9 protein-coding genes are annotated in these 16871 nt (G+C 72.1%); 4 read left to right on the top strand and 5 right to left on the bottom strand.

Annotation, left to right across the window (positions count from 1 at the left end):
• Positions 1-318: 318 nt before the first annotated feature.
• Positions 319-900, bottom strand: coding sequence for a MarR family transcriptional regulator (locus ABZS64_RS37305; protein ID WP_355839352.1), 582 nt, complete (start codon positions 898-900; stop codon positions 319-321).
• A gap of 126 nt (positions 901-1026) precedes the next feature.
• On the opposite strand from ABZS64_RS37305, the gene ABZS64_RS37300 reads away from it, so the two are divergent.
• Positions 1027-2325, top strand: a complete 1299-nt coding sequence (locus ABZS64_RS37300) for an MFS transporter (protein ID WP_355839350.1) — start codon at positions 1027-1029, stop codon at positions 2323-2325.
• A gap of 31 nt (positions 2326-2356) precedes the next feature.
• Here the strand turns inward: ABZS64_RS37300 and ABZS64_RS37295 are convergent, their stop codons facing one another.
• On the bottom strand, positions 2357-4006 hold the full coding sequence (locus tag ABZS64_RS37295) for a SpoIIE family protein phosphatase (RefSeq protein ID WP_355839348.1): 1650 nt from the start codon (positions 4004-4006) through the stop codon (positions 2357-2359).
• A 107-nt stretch (positions 4007-4113) separates the two neighbouring features.
• A complete protein-coding gene (locus tag ABZS64_RS37290) occupies positions 4114-5589 on the bottom strand; it encodes an NAD(P)/FAD-dependent oxidoreductase (RefSeq protein WP_355839346.1) in 1476 nt (491 codons plus the stop codon).
• A gap of 325 nt (positions 5590-5914) precedes the next feature.
• Between ABZS64_RS37290 and ABZS64_RS37285 the strand changes: the two genes are divergently transcribed.
• Together ABZS64_RS37285 and ABZS64_RS37280 are read left to right on the top strand one after the other, a co-directional pair.
• A complete protein-coding gene (locus tag ABZS64_RS37285; protein WP_355839344.1) occupies positions 5915-6673 on the top strand; it encodes a helix-turn-helix domain-containing protein in 759 nt (252 codons plus the stop codon).
• Positions 6674-6873: 200 nt separating this feature from the next.
• Positions 6874-8865: a sigma-70 family RNA polymerase sigma factor gene (locus ABZS64_RS37280; protein ID WP_355839342.1), complete on the top strand. Its 1992-nt coding sequence runs from the start codon at positions 6874-6876 to the stop codon at positions 8863-8865.
• Here the strand turns inward: ABZS64_RS37280 and ABZS64_RS37275 are convergent.
• Together ABZS64_RS37275 and ABZS64_RS37270 are read right to left on the bottom strand one after the other, a co-directional pair.
• Positions 8852-12049 (bottom strand): BTAD domain-containing putative transcriptional regulator, encoded by a 3198-nt coding sequence (locus ABZS64_RS37275; RefSeq protein WP_355839340.1) that lies wholly within the window; start codon positions 12047-12049, stop codon positions 8852-8854. The genes ABZS64_RS37280 and ABZS64_RS37275 overlap by 14 nt on opposite strands.
• Before the next feature lie 413 nt (positions 12050-12462).
• On the bottom strand, positions 12463-14598 hold the full coding sequence (locus ABZS64_RS37270) for an asparagine synthase-related protein (RefSeq protein ID WP_355839339.1): 2136 nt from the start codon (positions 14596-14598) through the stop codon (positions 12463-12465).
• Positions 14599-15360: 762 nt separating this feature from the next.
• On the opposite strand from ABZS64_RS37270, the gene ABZS64_RS37265 reads away from it, so the two are divergent.
• The gene (locus tag ABZS64_RS37265) at positions 15361-16779 is read left to right on the top strand and encodes an MFS transporter (RefSeq protein WP_355839338.1); all 1419 of its coding nucleotides are present in this window, start codon (positions 15361-15363) and stop codon (positions 16777-16779) included.
• The last annotated feature ends 92 nt before the right edge of the window (positions 16780-16871 follow it).

Below are 16871 nucleotides of genomic sequence, written 5' to 3'. Positions count from 1 at the left end.
TCGGCTTTCCGGCGATTCCGACTCTATCAGATCCTTTCGGGCCTGATTCCCGGTCGAACTCGGGTTGTCTTTCCGGCCGTTGAGCCGTTCCGACGCCCAAACTCTAGCGGATTTCCCGGGCGACTCATAATCGAGTCTTCGAAATGAATTTCGGCATGCCGAAATTCGTCCCGGCTGGGAGATCGTGCTGAGTTGGGATGCCGCATTCGCGGCGTGAGTGGCTGTCGCAGAACCGTTCCGGCTCCGTGACAACTCGAAGAACCTTACGGACTGGTGAAGTGTGTGTCAACTTCAGCCGCCAGGGTGCCGACCGGCGCCCTAGTCCAGGTCGGTGAGCCTGCCGCCGGCGTCCGGCTGGGCGTGTTCCACGCGGCGCAGGACGCGGATCAGGAGCTCGCCGAGCATGCTCCGCTCCTCCGGCGAGAGGTCCTGGAGCAGGTCCTCCTCGAAGTCCGTGGCCATACGCATCGCCTGCTGCCACTTCGTACGGCCCTCGTCCGTCAGCTCCACGATGACGCGCACCCGGTTGTTCTCGTCGCGGTCACGCGTGACCAGGCCCTCGGCCGCCATGCGGTCGATGCGGTGCGTCATCGCGGCCGGCGTGAGGCCAAGTCGCTTGGCGAGCTCGCCGGGGCCCAGCCGGTAGGGGGAGCCCGCGAGCACCAGGCTCTTGAGGACTTCCCACTCGGCGTTGCTGATGCCGAGGTCGGCGACCTGACGGCCGTACGCCACGTTCATCCGGCGGTTGAGGCGGCCCAGGGCCGAGACGACCTTCTCGACCTGCGGGTCCAGGTCACCGAACTCGCGCTGATAGGCCGCGATCTGTTCGTCGAGGGTCGGCTCCTGGAGGGCGGGGCCGGGCACCTCGGGGCCGGGGCCCTCAGGGGTCTCGGTTGGCATGCGCGAAGTATCGCACGAGGCGCGTTGGCCTTGAAGTCCTTCACTGTGTATTGTTGATGTTCTAACTTTAGCGTTGAAGTCTTCAGGCTTCATCCCTTCACGACCAAGACCTCAAGGCAGGTGAGTGTGACCAGGGCGTTGGGCGCTGCGATGCGCCGGATTCAGACGGGGAACGCGCTGAGCGCGTTCGGACTCGGCTTCACCGTTCCGTATCTCTACGTCTATGTGGCGCAGGTGCGGGATCTGGGCGCGACGACGGCGGGCGCCGTCCTCGCGGTCTTTGCGATGGCCGCACTCGTCGCCCTGCCCTTCACCGGGCGTGTCATCGACCGGCGCGGGCCGCTGCCCGTACTGATCGGGGCCGCGGTGCTCGCCTCCGTCGGGGCGGGGTCCATGGGACTGTCGGCGAGCGTGCCGACCGTCGTCCTGTCCGCCGCGCTGCTCGGGGCCGGTACGGCCGTGATGCAGCCCGCCCTCGCCACGATGATCGTCTGGTGCTCGGACACCTCGACCCGTACGCGTGCCTTCGCCATGCAGTTCTTTCTGCAGAACCTCGGGCTCGGCATCGGCGGGCTGATCGGCGGGCACATCGTCGACGAGAGCCGTCCGGGCAGCTTCACCCTGCTGTTCGGCATCGAGGCCGCGATGTTCCTGGTGCTGGCGGCGATCGTGCTCAGTGTCCGGCTGCCGCGTTCGCTCTCGCTTCAGGAGGCGCGGCCCGCGAACACCGAGGCCAAGGCCAAGGGCGGGATGCGCGCGATCCTCGGGAACCGGGCCATGGTGCAGCTGTGCGTGCTCGGGTTCGTCCTCTTCTTCGCCTGCTACGGACAGTTCGAGTCGGGTCTTGCCGCGTACGGCACCGAGGCCGCCGGGATCCAGCCCGCGACGCTCGGGACCGCGCTGGCCGCCAACACCGCGGTGATCGTGGTCGCGCAGTTCGTGGTGCTGAAGTTCGTCGAGCACCGCAGCCGCAGCCGGGTGATTGCCGCCGTCGGGCTGATCTGGACCGTCGCGTGGATCGCGGCGGGCTACGCGGGCCTCGGGCACGGCAGCCAGGCGATGGCGACGGCCGCGTTCGTCTCTTCGTACGGCCTCTTCGGGCTCGGTGAGGCGATGCTGTCGCCGACCGTCGCGCCGCTCGTCGCCGACCTGGCGCCGGAGGCGATGGTCGGGCAGTACAACTCCGCCTTCGCCCTGGTCAAGCAGCTCGCGCTGGCGGTCGGGCCGGCCGTGGGCGGGCCGATGGGTGCCGCGCTGCACGGGCCGTACATCGTGACCTTCGTGCTGTTCTCGCTCGGCATCAGCGTGCTGGCGCTGCGGCTCGGCAAGAAGCTGACCCCCGTACAGGACAGGCCGTCGCTCGTGTCGAGGTCGCGGGTCGTGGCCCAGCACAAGCCTTCCGGGCAGCTCGAGGCCGCCGCGTAGGTCCGATCCGGCCTGATCGGCCGGACAGGGCCTAAGCGGGCAGGGCGAACTCGCACCACACAGCTTTGCCGCCGCCCGGAGTGCGGCGGCTCCCCCAGGACGAGGCGATCGTCGCGACGATGGAAATCCCGCGGCCCGCCTCGTCCTCCGTTTCCGCGCGGCGGCGGCGCGGCAGATGGTCGTCGCCGTCCGTCACCTCGATGATCAGGCGGCGGTCGGTGCGGCGGAGTCTGAGGCGCATGGGCGGGGTGCCGTGCTGGAGGGAGTTGGCGACCAGTTCGCTGGCGGCCAGCACGCCCAGGTCGTGCAGCTCCGGCGAGAAACGCCAGGAGGCCAGGACTCCGGAGGCGAAGGCACGCGCGCGTGGAGCCGCTTCGATGCCGCCGAGCAGTTCGAGGGCGGCGTTGTGGAAGAGCTCGGCCGCCGGGCCCGTACGTGTGGGGTGCTGGACGACCAGTACCGCCACGTCGTCGTCGTGTTCCGCGGTGACTCCCAGGGAGCGGATCAGCCGGTCGCAGACCACCTGCGGGGCGCCGGTCGCCCCGGACAGCGCGCGCTCCAGCGCTGCCACGCCCTCGTCGATGTCCTCGCCTCGCCGCTCAATCAGACCGTCCGTATAGAGGACGGCGCTGGAGCCGGGCGGCAGCGCGATGGTGCCCGAGGTGTGCACCCAGCCGCCCGTGCCGAGCGGCGGGCCTGTCGGCTCCTCGGCGCGGCGGACCGTGCCGTCCTCGTCCCGTACGAGAACCGGGAGGTGGCCCGCAGATGCGTAGACGAGCCGCCCTTCGTTCGGGTCATGGACCGCATAGACGCAGGTCGCGATCTGGCTGGCGTCGATCTCGGCGGCCAGACCGTCGAGCAGCTGGAGCACTTCGTGCGGCGGCAGGTCGAGGCGGGCATAGGCCCGTACGGCCGTACGGAGCTGGCCCATGACGGCGGCCGCGCGCACACCGCGGCCCATGACGTCGCCGATGACGAGCGCGGTGCGTCCGGCGCCGAGGGTGATCACGTCGTACCAGTCGCCGCCGACCGCGGCATCCGTGCCGCCCGGTTGGTATTTGGCGGCAATGCGCAGATCGTCGGGCTGCTCCAACTCCTGCGGGAGCAGGGATCTCTGGAGGGTGACGGCTGTCTCGCGGTGGCGGCGCTCGCTGGCGCGCAGCCGCTCGGCGGCTTCGGCGTGGTCGGTGACGTCGGCGGCGAAGACGAGAACGCCGCCGCCTTCCTTGGGGCTCTCGGCGGGCAGGCACGTGACGGTGTACGAGCCACCGCCGGGGACCTTGCGGGACTTGACCGTGCGGGGCTTGCCGCTGCGCAGCACCTGGTCCATCAGCGGCAGCAGGCCGAGCTCGGTCAGCTCGGGGCAGACGTCGGCCGCGGCGGCGCCTGCCCGGCGGGGACCGAATGCGGCGGCGTAGGCGTCGTTGACGTACGTGACGCGGTGCTCGGGTCCGTGGACCAGGGCTACCAGGGCGGGGAGCCGACCGAGGATCTCCCGTACGGAGAAGTCGTCGAGGGCGGGGACGTCGGGCAGGGGCTCCGGCTGCTGCTCGAACTCGCCGCGGGCCGCGGGCACGGAGCCTTCCCCTCGCTTGGCCGGGGAGATCCCGTGGCCGGTCCTCCGCGCTGCGGCGCGACGCTGCGTACCGGGGAGCCTTGCGCTCCAACGCGTGAAGTTCACTGACTTTCTAGCCTCAATGGTTGTCGCCAAGGGTCACTCTGTGCAGGTGTGAGCCCACCTATGGTCACACGTCCAGTGTGACCGACCGGACCGACAGTCCTCGTTGCCTACTTCCCTCTGGGACCGTCGTCCGACCGGCTCGGCGGGCCGCTGTCGGGCCCGGCGTGCGGCGCGGGTTTCGACGGGGTGTGAGGGCCGTGCCCCGGGCGCCTGCCGCCCGCGGCAAGTTCGAATTCCGCGCGCGGGTGCTCCAGCGAGCCGAGCGAGACGATCTCGCGCTTGAACAGCCCGGCCAGGGTCCACTCGGCGAGCACACGGGCCTTGCGGTTGAAGGTGGGCACGCGGCTGAGGTGGTACACGCGGTGCATCAGCCAGGCCGGATAGCCCTTGAGCTTACGGCCGTAGACATCCGCGACACCCCTGTGGAGGCCGAGGGACGCGACGGATCCGACGTACTTGTGGGCGTACTCCTTGAGGGGCTCTCCGCGCAGCGACGCCACGATGTTCTCGGCGAGGACCTTGGTCTGGCGCACGGCGTGCTGGGCGTTGGGTGCGGTCTCCTTGCCCGGCTCGTCGGATGTCACGTCGGGGACGGCCGCTGCGTCGCCGGCCGCCCAGGCGTGCTCGACGCCGGCGACGGTGAGCCGGGCGGTGCACTTGATGCGGCCGCGTTCGTTGAGGGGCAGATCGGTGGCGGCGAGGACGGGCGCGGGCTTGACGCCCGCGGTCCACACGACGGTCCGGGTCGGGAAACGGCTGCCGTCGCTGAGGACGGCGATGCGGTCCTCGCAGGAGTCCAGGCGCGTCTCGAGGCGTACGTCGATATTGCGCGAACGCAACTCGCGGATGGCGTACTTGCCCATCTCCTCGCCGACCTCGGGGAGGATGCGGTTGCTGGCCTCGACGAGGATCCACTTCAGGTCGTCGGGCTTGACGTTGTGGTAGTAGCGCGCTGTGTAGCGGGCCATGTCCTCCAGCTCGCCGAGCGCCTCGACGCCCGCGTAGCCGCCGCCGACGAACACGAAGGTGAGGGCGGCGTCGCGGATCGCGGGATCGCGGGTGGAGGAGGCGATGTCCATCTGCTCGATGACGTGGTTGCGCAGGCCGATGGCTTCCTCGACGGTCTTGAAGCCGATGGCGTAGTCGGCGAGACCGGGGATCGGGAGGGTGCGGGAGATCGATCCGGGCGCTATGACGAGTTCGTCGTACGTGATCTCCACGGCGCCGGTGCCCTCTTCGGCGGTGGCGAGGGTGGTGACGGTCGCCGTGCGCTTGGCGTGGTCGACGGCCTTGGCTTCGCCGATAAGGATCTTGCACTTGTCGAGCACCCGGCGCAGGGGGACCACGACATGGCGGGGGGAGATGGATCCGGCGGCCGCTTCCGGGAGGAACGGCTGATACGTCATGTACGGATCGGGCGTGATCACGGTGATCTCCACCTCGCCGCGTGCCAGCTCCTGTTTCAGCTTCCGCTGGAGCCGCAGTGCTGTGTACATCCCGACGTAGCCGCCGCCGATGACGAGAATGCGCGTGCCCGGCGGGGGGCCGGGGGTCGTCCCCCGGAAGTTAGAGGCCTTCACCATCCCATGACGCAACGGCCTCAAGCGTTTGTCCACAGCCCCGACAAATTGTGTGACCGGAGGCTTCGCGCCACTGTGCGCGGGCGCAGCGCCGGTTGAAAGGGAAGGTGCGCAGGTCAGGGCATACGAGGGGGGTGGTGCGAGGGGGCGTAATAAGGAACCTTCCGGTCCTTGCTCCGATCGGGGGGCGCTCCGTGCGGAACTACCCCCTTCTGAATTGACCCTGGCTCAACTATGTTCGTACCTCGTCGGGGTGCCCGGACTAGGCACGCCCGGCAGACAGGCGGGGAGGTCTCCGGGGGGAGACATCATGACCGGGGGAACGCGTATGACCATTCAGGATTCGCATTGGCAGGCTGCCGTCGCGCCGGGTTCGGCGGCTGACGGGAACGGACGGGCGGGATCGGGCGGAGCAGGCCGCGCCGCTCCGCTGCGCGTGGACGCGCAGCGCAATCTCGAGCATGTACTGCGCGCAGCACGCGAGGTGTTCGGCGAGCTGGGATACGGCGCGCCGATGGAGGACGTGGCGCGCCGGGCCAGGGTCGGCGTCGGGACGGTGTACCGCCGCTTCCCGAGCAAGGACGTGCTGGTGCGCCGGATAGCCGAGGAGGAGACCTCCCGGCTGACCGAGCAGGCGCGCACGGCTCTCGGGCAGGAGGAGGAGCCCTGGTCGGCGCTCTCCCGTTTCCTGCGTACGTCGGTGGCTTCGGGCGCCGGACGGCTGCTGCCGCCGCAGGTGCTGCGGGTGGGCGTGGAGTCCGACGAGTCGGCGGTTGCCGTACGGGACGAGGTGCGGGTGCCGCAGCAGCGGCTCGGCGCGCAGCCCGAGCTGCGGGTGGTCGGGCCGCGCCCGGTCCCCGCGGAGGAGCAGGACGACGCGGGCGCTGCGGAACTGCTGGACGTCGTGGGGCAGCTGGTCGACCGGGCACGGGCCGCGGGTGAGCTGCGCGGCGATGTGACCGTCGCGGACGTGCTGCTGGTGATAGCCACGGCCGCGCCCTCGCTGCCGGATGCGGCACAGCAGGCGGCGGCTTCCGCCCGGCTGCTCGACATCCTGTTGGAGGGTCTGCGGTCTCGCACCGCCTGAGCGCGGCGGAGCCTGAACGGCGCCAACTGACTTCTGGGTAAGGTCGGTTCAGTCTTCCCCGAACGAGTGACGAATAGTGCTCTCTTCCGGGAAGTCGTGCCCGGATGAGTGGTTGCCGTACACAAGGGTTCGGTGTGCTGCCGCTCTGTGGCACTCTTGCCCGGTGTTCGGGTCTCATGGTGCTTACGGGGGCTTCCGCGATGAGCGGTGACGGTCGGGACGAGTCACTCGGCGGTGCGGGCGGCGCAGAGGCAGCCGGGCTGCACTCACGACAGGTGCCCAGCCAGGGCGGGCCAGGTGGGTCGTCCGGCGCGCCCGGCGCCACGGGTTCCGCCGGTGTGCCGGGTTCCTTCGGACCGTCCGGGGCAGGTGCGGGCGGTCCGGGCAACTCCGGTGCGGGCGGCCGGGAAGAGCACGCCGTGCCGGCGCAGCGCGAGGCCGCCGGGCGCGACTCCGTACTGCCGCCGCCGCGTGAGCTGCCCACGTCCGACGCAGCATTGATCCAGCGCATGCGGAACGGCGACGACAGCGCGTACGAGGAGCTGTTCCGCCGCCACTCCGACTCGGTGCGGCGGTATGCGCGCACCTGCTGCCGGGACGCGTACACCGCCGACGACCTGACGGCCGAGGTGTTCGCCCGGACTTTGCAGGCGGTGCGCGGAGGCTCGGGACCCGAGCAGGCCGTACGGGCGTATCTGCTCACGACAGTGAGGCGGGTCGCAGCCGCCTGGATGAAAACGGCAAAGCGGGAGCAACTGGTCGATGACTTCGCGGTGTTCGCCGCGGAGGCCGCCCGAAGCACGGACGCCGCGAACGACGACACCCTCGATCTCGGTGCCGATGTGCGCGCGATGCACGAGGCGGAGCAGTCGCTGGCCATGCAGGCCTTCCGCTCCCTGCCCGAGCGCTGGCAGGCCGTGCTCTGGCACACCACCGTCGAGGAGGAGTCGCCGAGCGAGGTCGCGCCGCTGTTCGGGCTGACCGCCAACGCCACCGCCGTGCTGGCAAGCCGGGCCCGCGAAGGCCTCAAGCAGGCCTATCTGCAGGCCCATGTGAGCACCGCGCTCACCTCCGGAGGCGACTGCGCCCGGTACGCCGACCGGCTGGGGGCGTATGCCCGCGGCGGTCTGCGGATGCGGGCCGAGCGCGGACTGCGCAAGCATCTGGAGGAGTGCGCCAAGTGCCGCCTCGCCGCGGGTGAGCTGGCGCATGTCAACGCCGGGATTCCGGCGCTGCTTCCGGTCGCGGTCATCGGCTGGTTCGCCGCCGGATACTCCCTCAAGGCCGTCGGGATCGTGGCTGGCGGAGCTGCCGGCGCGGCGGGGGCCGGTGCTGCCGCCGCTGCCACGAGCGGTTCGTCCGGGGCTTCCGGGGGCGCGGCCGGCGGTGCCGCGGCGTCGGAGGGACTAGGTGCCCCGGCGAAGGCCGGGATCGCGGGGCTGGTGGCCGTCGCCGCGGCCGCCGGGCTGGTGTGGGCGCTGTCGGGCGATCCCAAGCCCGCACCGAAGCCGGTGGCAAAGCCCCCCGCCTCGGTGCCCGTCGTACCGCAGAAACCGGCACCGTCGCCGAAGCCCGAGCCTCCGGCGCCGCCCGCGCCGGAGCCGACTCCGCCGCCCAGCAAGCCCGCGCCCAAGCCCACCCCGCCGCCCGCGACGAAGACGACGCCGAAAGCCACGCCGCCCAAGCCCGTGCCGCCCCTTCCGCCGGTCCCGCCCGCCCCCAAGCCGCCGAAGCCGACCCCGCCGCCCGCACCGGCGCCGAAGGTCTACCAGGTCAACCGGCTGGAGTACGGGGTGTTCGGCGACCACACCGGGCCCGAGGTGCGCCTCGGCGAGAGCAGCTGGCTCTGGCAGCGCGGGGGCATGTCGATCAACGGAAAGCGGTACGGACACGGGGTGACCGTGCACGCCGCGTCGTCCGTCACGATCGACCTCAACCGCCAGTGCTCGTCCTACGACGCGTTCGCCGGGGTCGACGATCTGACGCTGGGCCTGGGCGCGGTGCGCTTCTCCGTGTACGGCGACGGCGGGCGGCTGTGGCGTTCCCCGGTGATGCACGGCGGGGATGCGGCGGTGCCGGTGCATGTGTCGCTCGCCGGGCAGAAGACGATCCGCCTGGTCGTGGAGCCGCACTCGGCGCTCGACTCGGTGGCGCTCGGCGACTGGGCCCAGTCGCAGATCAGCTGCGGCTGACGGGCTCAGCGGCCGGTCCGCCCTCGCTGCTGTCCCCGGCTGCCTCCAGCAGGGCGACGACTTCGGGGACGTCGAGGTCGCGGCCCGCCACGCACTCGGCCTCGTACCGCTGAGGGCCGAGATCCTCGCGGGCGCGGGTACGGATCGCCTCGACCGCGTTCGCCTCCGGCACCGAGCGTGGGATGTCCCCGCGCCAGGCGTCGGCGGCGGCCATGATCCGTACGGACAGGGGCAATTGACCGGTGAGCGGCAGTACGGCCGCGGCACTGTCGGCGAGATGCGCCGTGATGAACTCCGCGCACCGGGCCTCCCACGCCTTGTGGAGAACGGCCGCAAGACCCCGTACGGAGGCCAGAGGCCCGGCCGGTTCGTACGCGTCGAGCCGGGCCGCGACCCCCTCGATGACCACCTCGAAGTGCATGGGCGGGCTGCCGCGCTCGCTCAGGCGGCGGCCCTCGTCGATGAGCCTGCGGGCTTCGCCGTACTCACCGCGGTACAGGGCGATGGTGGCGCGCATGACGCAGACGTACGCGCGCGCGTCCTGGACGTTGTAGCGCTCCGACTCCTCGGACGCCTCGGCGAAACCCTTCTCGGCGGCGTCCGGGTCACCGGAGCGGAAGGCGAGTTCGGCGAGTCGGGCGATGAGGAACGGCGCCTCGGCGTGCGCGCCGACCTCGCGGGCGAGGGCCAGCGCCTCCTCGTACGCGACCTTGGCCTCGTCGTACCGGCCGCGCATCATGCCCGTCTCGGCCGCGGCGCTCGCCGTCTGCGCACGCATCCAGCGGTCACCGACCCGGCGGCTCAGCTCCCGCAGCAGGACCAGGTCCTCGTCCACGCCGGGCATGCCGCCGGGCATGTCGACGACGAGGTGGGTGCGGAACATCAGCATGGCGCCGTACTCCCACTCGCCGCCGTACTCACGGCAGTTGGCGACGGCCGCCTCCAGCAGGGCGCGTACGTCCTTCATGTCGTCGGTCAGGTACGCCGTCATCGGCCAGAGCAGTCCGGGGAAGCGGGCGGACTCGGGGCCGTGGCGGCTGAAGGCGTCCCGCACCCGGCGCAGCAGCGCCATCATCTCCGCGTCGTCACGTACCGGCTCGGACCCGCGGCTCTCCACGGCGAGGAAGAAATGCAGCATGCGCAGATGCATCCGGGGCCAGTGGCGCGGGTCGTCCTCACCCGCCGGATCCGGAGCGAGGGCCAGGGCGCGCTCCACCCAGGACAGGCCCTCGGGGCGATAGTTGCGCAGCCACCAGAACCAGCCCATGCCGAAGACGAGACGCAGCGCGGAGGCTTCGTCACAGGTCTCGACGACGGCGCGGTGGAGGGCGGCACGGATGTTGTCGAGGTCCGCCTCGAGTCGCGCGATCCACGGGAGCTGGTCGGCGGAGCGCAGCCGCGGGTCGGCCTCTTCGGCGAGGGCCGCGAAGTATTCGGTGTGGGCGCGGGCGGCGGCGTCCCGTACGTCCGGATTCTCGGCGGCGCGCTCGGTCGCGTACTCGTGGATGGTCTCCAGCAGGCGGTAGCGCATCTCGCCGTCGGGCGTGGGGGCGGCGACGACAAGGGACTTGTCGACGAGCGCGCCGAGATGTTCGGCCGCGTCGCCGCAGACGGCCTCGGCGGCGGGGAGGTCCCAGCCGCCCGCGAACACGGCGAGCTGCCGCAGAAGGGTGCGCTCGGGGTCCTCCAGGAGGTCCCAGGACCAGTCGACGACGGCACGGAGTGTCTGCTGGCGCGGCAATACGGTGCGGCTTCCGCTCGTCAGCAGGCGGAAGCGGTCGTCGAGACGGTCGGCGATCTGGCGCGAGCTGAGCATCCGCAGCCGGGCGGCGGCGAGTTCGATCGCGAGGGGCAGGCCGTCCAGACGATGACAGATCTCGGCGGCGGCCTCCGGGTCGTCCTCAGCACGGAAGCCGGGCCTCGCCGCCGCGCCGCGGTCGGCGAGCAGCCGCAGCGCCATCGGGTCCGGCAGCGGGTCCACCGGGCGCACCAACTCGCCCGGCACACCGAGCGGTTCACGGCTGGTGGCGAGAATGCGCAGCTGGGGGCAGCGGACGAGAAGCGTCTCGGCCAGTTCGGCGGCGGAGCCGATGAGGTGCTCGCAGTTGTCGAGTACGAGGAGCAGCGCGCGGGCTGCGAGGTGCTCGACCAGCCGGTCGGTGGGGTCGGCCGGCGGCGGCTGGCCCTCACGGGCGATGAGCGTGGTCTCGCGCAGCCGGAGCGCGGACAGGACTGCGCCGGGGAGTGCGGCGGGGTCGTCGAGGGGAGCGAGTTCGACGAGCCACGCGCCCTCCGGGGCGGGCACGTCCGGGGCGGCCTGCTCGGCGAGGCGGGTCTTCCCGGAGCCGCCGGGTCCGGTGAGGGTGACGAGACGGGAGCGGGTCAGATCGGCGCGGATGGCGTGCAGTTCGCTGTCGCGGCCGACGAAGGAGGTGAGACGGGGGCGGAGGTTGCCGCGGGCCTGCGGGGCGGGGGCGGCGGGGGCCTCCAGCAACTCTCTGTGCAGGGCGACCAGTTCCCGCCCGGGGTCGGCACCGAGCCCGTCGGCGAGCGCACGGCGTGCCGCTTCGTACGCCACGAGAGCGTCGGCCTGGCGGCCCTCGGCACGCAGGGCGCGGATGAGCAGCGCGCGGAACGGCTCGTGGTACGGATGCGCGGCGGTGAGCCCCTGCAGCTCCGGTACGAGTCCCTCGGCGGTCCCGCGCCCCAGATCGGCCTCGATGCGCTGCTGGAGAGCGGCAAGCCGCTGGGCCTCGGGGCGGGCGGCGTGCTCCCCGTCGGGCAGATCGGCAAGCGCGGGGCCTCGCCAGAGGGCGAGCGCGGTACGGAGAGTACGGGCGGCGGCGTCGGGGTCCTGCGCGGCTGCCTGGCGGGTGAGCCGCTCGAAAACGTACAGGTCGACGTCGTCCTTGGCGGCGGCGAGACGGTAGGCGCCGGGGGTGCTCTCGATGGCGTCCCTGCCGAGGGTGCGGCGCAGCCGTCCCACGAGGGCCTGCAGGGCGGCGGGCGCGTCGTGCGGCTCGTCGCCGCTCCACACATCGCCCACGAGGTCCCCGACGGGCACAGCCCGCCCGACCCGCAGCGCGAGCGCGGCAAGCAGCCGGCGGAGACGGGGGCCGCCGAGGGGGAGTTGGCCACCGTGGTCGTCGAGGGCCGCGGTGGGGCCGAGGATGAGATAGCGCACGGGGTCATTGTGGACGGGGCGTGGTGTTGGGCGGGGCGTGTTTTCCCCCAGCCCCGCCCCTTCCCGAACTGGGGCGAGCCCCCAGGCCCCCAAGGGGAGGGGGAACGTGGGGGCTGACGCCCCCACACCCCGACGCGCCGGCTTCGCGGCTCCTGGCTTCGCCCACACCCCGAACCGCCAGCTTGGCGGCGCGGGGTAACCGACAACCGTCACGGGCAAGGGGGCCGCGCAGTGGGTGGAGTCGGGACGTAAAGCGTGATTTGTGGCGCGGGGACGCCCGCGCGCAGCGTCACGCCAGAGACGCGCCGTAAATCATGCAGTCCCGGCGCAACCCCGGAGCGGCCCCCAGACGGTCACCGACACGGCACCGGGCAATCCCAAAGACCCGCACCCCCCTACTAGACCCGTACCCCCTACGCCTGCAGCGTCCGCCTCGGTGGGACCCCTCCCGCCACCGCCCGCTGCCTCGGCGCCGCCGTCCCCGTCCAGCACGTACCCCGCCGCGAGAGCAACCTCCGCAGCCACAGTTCCGTCGAGATCAGGTCCGCCAAGCCGTCCAGCGGCACCGGCTCGCCCTCCGACGCCGCCCGTAGCGCCTTGCGGACCACCCGCGCCTCCACCAGGCCCGCGTCCGCCAGTAGTGGCGCGTCGAACAGCGCGATCAGGTGCGGGAGCGACGCCCGAAGGCCCGTGCGCGCCGCCGTCGTCGACGTCGCGTGGGTTGTCGCGCCCCAGCCCGGGGGCAGGTCGTGGATGCCCGCGCCCGCCAGCACCCTGCGGAGGATTTCCGCGCGGGCGCCCGGCTGGACCCGCAGGGATTCGGGCAGCGCGCGGCAGGCCCGTACGACCTGGTTGTCCAGAAAGGGCGCGTGCAGCCGCTGGCTGCGGATTTCCGCGGCCTGTTCCAGGATCCGCTGGTCCGACGCGTGGCGGGTCAGCGCGGCCCGCGCGCGGGCCTCGCCCGGCCGCTGCACCGACACCGGCCGCGTCGCCGCCTCCATCAGGCGAACCGATACTTCAGCAAGCGCCTCGCCGGTGAGCCAGCGCGCCGCGGGACCCGGCCGCGACCAGGTCAGGGCGGCGAGCGAGGCGCCGAGCGGACCCGGGCCGTTCAGCAGGCCGCCGGGACGGTTCGCCGCCAGCAGACGGTCCGCCGCCTGCTCCAGGCCCGTGCGGTACGGCGTACGGGCCAGCCGCCGCGCCGCCCGGTACACCGTCAGCGGTACGAACAGGGACTGCGGCGAGGGGCCTTCGGCCCGGGCCAGCGCCGCGACCGGCCGCATCAGATGGCGGCGGCGCCGGTCGAGCAGTAGGTCGGCGAGCCGGGCCGGATGCGCGTCCAGGACCTGCCGCGCCCCCGCCCCGGTGAAGTGGTCGGCGCTGCCCGCCGCCAGCCGGTTGCGGTGACGTTCCGCCAAGACGAGGGACGGCGCGGGCTCATCGGTCAGCGGCCCGTCGAGTTCGGCATACGGCAGGCTCTCCTCGCCCGCCGCGACCACCACATGGTGCAGCCGCGGATTCGCGGCGATCGCGCGCGCCCGCTCCAGCTCGGCCTCGTGTCCCGCCTCGCGCCCGCCCGTCGCCAGGTCGTTGAAGGTGACCGCCAGCAGCCGCTCCCCCGCGCCCGTGCCGTGACCGAGCACGGTCCCCGGCACTCCCGGCAGACCCGCAGCCAGCAGCGCGAGCGTTCCGGACGCGCTGCCGCCGGACAGATCCGCGCCGATCCCGGGTGCGGGAGCGGACCGCCCGCCGCGCGCGGCCCGCCGCTCCGCGGGCCCCATCCCGGGGACGGGCCCGGGGTCCGGCGGCACGGTCTCGGGCGCGTGCCGCGGCGCGGTGAGCCTGGCCCGTACCGCGTCCACCAGCGCGTCCCGTACCCCGTCGACCGCCCGTTCCGCCTCGATCTGCGGTCCGGCGACGGCCAGCGATGCCACCGGCTCGTATCCGGTGATCTCGCGCGAGCCCTCGCGCAGGATCAGCGCGTGCCCCGCGGGGATGCGCTTCACACCGTCGTACGGAGTCGAGTCGCGCAGCGCCTCCGGCGTCTCGGGGCAGGCCAGCAGTGCCGCCAAGTGCCCGATGTCCAGCTGCGCTTCGATGAGGTCGGCGAGCGGCAGCGCGGCGGTCGCGTACGCGGTGCCGTTCGCCCATGGCGTGTAGAAGACGGGTCTCGCCCCGGCCAGATCACCGACGATCGTGATCCGTCGGCCGACTTGCACGACGGCCGTATAGCTGCCGGCCCATGCGGTCAGATGCCGCAGCGCACCGCCGCGTGCCGCGAAAAGGCCGACCTTCAGCTCGTCGTCACTGGCCGCGCAGCAGCCGAGGACGGCCAGTTTGGTGATGGGGTCGACGGTGACGACACGCACCTCGTCGGGGCGCCAGTCGCCGACCGCCCACAGCGGATCCGGGTCTCCCCACAGGAGTTGGGAGCCGACGGGGTGGACGGTGCCGCTGTCCTCGGACGTACCGACAGCGCCGGACATACCGACAGCCCCGGCCGTACCGAAGTTTGCGGCGATACTGCTCCACCCCACCAACCACCGCATCGCGCCTCCACAGGCTGTGGACGAACTCGGACCCGGGCCGTAGCCGCTCGGGAGCATTCGGGAGCATGCAGCCGCACGGGAGCATGCCGCCGTTCGGGAACATGCTGCCACGAAGGCGGCGCACAGGAGGGTCTCCGGGTAGCGTGCGCAAAAAGTGAACGCGCCCCTGGCATTGGCGATTTGACGACGGTCCAGGTCACGGCGAAGCGAGCGGCCAACGCCCACACGGGCGCAAAAGGGACGCTAAGGACAGTCAGCATTCAGCCAATCTGCGGGGCGCACATCCGTCCGTAGCCCGTGCACACACACAGTCCGGGAGGCGCCACACGCCTCCCGGACCGGTCCGCCACCCGCGGGGATTGAGGCAGCGGATTCCCCCAGCCCACTGGTTCCAGTACGCAGTGGGCCGACCCACGCAGGACTCATGGAAGCGCTCCCCCACCAGCAGGACCAGAGCGCACGGACGGGCGCACGGCCACACACCCGGAGCACGCCCAGGAGCACGCCACGACCCCGCCGTCCAGGGACGGTCTGCTCCAACGCACAACAATCTCGCCATACGGAACACCGCCTCTTAACGGTCGGGATGCGGCGAACTACGCTGTGTTTACTGATGTTCTCCTCAGGGGCGCATATTCCGTGGGGCTCGGCCAGACGCTTTTGCAGCCGGGACCAAGGAGCTGTTCACCGGGGAGAACGCAGCACGAATGCCGTGCGCCCACACAGCGACGCGGCGGCCGTCTGTGTGTCGAGGGGTGGCGCATGTCCAGGGAGCAACGCGGGCCGAACGAAAAACTCGGCACCGTTCTCGCCCTCGCGGGAATCAGCAACGCCGGGCTCGCCCGGCGGGTCAACGACCTCGGAGCGCAGCGCGGGCTGACCCTTCGCTACGACAAGACGTCCGTGGCGAGATGGGTGTCGAAGGGCATGGTGCCGCAGGGCGCCGCGCCCCATCTCATCGCGGCGGCGATCGGCGCCAAGCTCGGCCGTCCGGTGCCGCTGCACGAGATCGGCCTGGCGGACGCCGACCCGGCCCCCGAGGTCGGGCTCGCCTTCCCGCGCGATGTCGGCGAGGCGGTGAAATCGGCCACCGAGCTGTACCGCCTGGATCTTGCGGGCCGCCGGGCGGGCAGCGGGGGCATCTGGCAGTCGCTGGCCGGTTCTTTCGCAGTGAGCGCTTACGCCACGCCCGCGTCCCGCTGGCTGATAACCCCCGCCGACTCCTCGGTCGAGCGGTCGGTGGACGCGGCGGAGGACACTCCAGCCCGCGTGGGCCACAGCGACGTCGCAAAGCTGCGGGAGGCGGCGGAGGACGCGCGCCGCTGGGACTCCAAGTACGGCGGCGGGGACTGGCGTTCGTCGATGGTGCCGGAGTGTCTGCGGGTTGACGCGGCTCCGCTGCTCCTCGCGTCGTATTCGGACGAAGTGGGCCGGGCGCTGTTCGGCGCGACCGCGGAGCTGACCCGGCTGGCCGGATGGATGGCCTTCGACACCGGGCAGCAGGAGGCGGCACAGCGGTACTACATCCAGGCGCTGAGGCTGGCCCGCGCGGCTGCGGACGTGCCGTTAGGTGGCTACGTACTGGCTTCGATGTCGCTGCAGGCGACCTACCGGGGCTTCGCGGACGAGGGCGTGGACCTCGCCCAGGCGGCACTGGAGCGCAACCGCGGCCTCGCCACCGCCCGCACGATGAGCTTCTTCCGGCTCGTCGAGGCACGGGCGCATGCGAAGGCGAGCGACGCGCCGGCGGCAGGGGCGGCGCTGAAAGCGGCGGAGGGCTGGCTGGAGCGCTCACGGGAAGGCGACGCGGACCCGTCCTGGCTGGGCTTCTACTCCTACGACCGGTTCGCGGCGGACGCGGCCGAGTGCTACCGCGATCTCAAGGCGCCACGGCAGGTGCGGCGCTTCACCGAGCAGGCGCTGTCGCGGCCCACGGAGGAGTTCGTGCGCTCGCACGGGCTGCGGCTCGTGGTGTCGGCCGTCGCCGAACTGGAGTCGGGGAATCTGGACGCGGCGTGCGCGGCGGGCACGCGCGCGGTGGAGGTCGCGGGACGGATCTCCTCGGCGCGGACCACGGAGTACGTACGGGATCTGCTGCACCGGCTGGAGCCGTACGGCGACGAGCCGCGGGTGGTGGAGCTGCGGGAGCGGGCCCGGCCGTTGCTGGTGGCTCCGGCGTAGGTCCTGTCCGGTCGATCGGGCCGGAGCGGACACGACCTCGATCACGAGGTCGGCGTCGGCGGCTGCCTGCAGATCGGAGAAGGTGCGGAAAC

Origin of the sequence: Streptomyces sp. NPDC005408 (assembly GCF_040606445.1) — a bacterium.
Taxonomy (GTDB): Bacteria; Actinomycetota; Actinomycetes; order Streptomycetales; family Streptomycetaceae; genus Streptomyces.
The sequence above is the reverse complement of the archived record's forward strand: the minus strand, read 5'-3'. Positions and strand labels throughout refer to the sequence as shown.

Excerpts from the sequence above, each read along its gene's own strand:
- ABZS64_RS37305 (WP_355839352.1), bottom strand. The coding sequence starts at position 900 with ATGCCAACCGAGACCCCTGAGGGCCCCGGCCCCGAGGTGCCCGGCCCC.
- ABZS64_RS37285 (WP_355839344.1), top strand. The coding sequence starts at position 5,915 with ATGACCATTCAGGATTCGCATTGGCAGGCTGCCGTCGCGCCGGGTTCG.
- ABZS64_RS37280 (WP_355839342.1), top strand. The coding sequence starts at position 6,874 with ATGAGCGGTGACGGTCGGGACGAGTCACTCGGCGGTGCGGGCGGCGCA.
- ABZS64_RS37290 (WP_355839346.1), bottom strand. The coding sequence starts at position 5,589 with ATGGTGAAGGCCTCTAACTTCCGGGGGACGACCCCCGGCCCCCCGCCG.
- ABZS64_RS37270 (WP_355839339.1), bottom strand. The coding sequence starts at position 14,598 with ATGCGGTGGTTGGTGGGGTGGAGCAGTATCGCCGCAAACTTCGGTACG.
- ABZS64_RS37265 (WP_355839338.1), top strand. The coding sequence starts at position 15,361 with ATGTCCAGGGAGCAACGCGGGCCGAACGAAAAACTCGGCACCGTTCTC.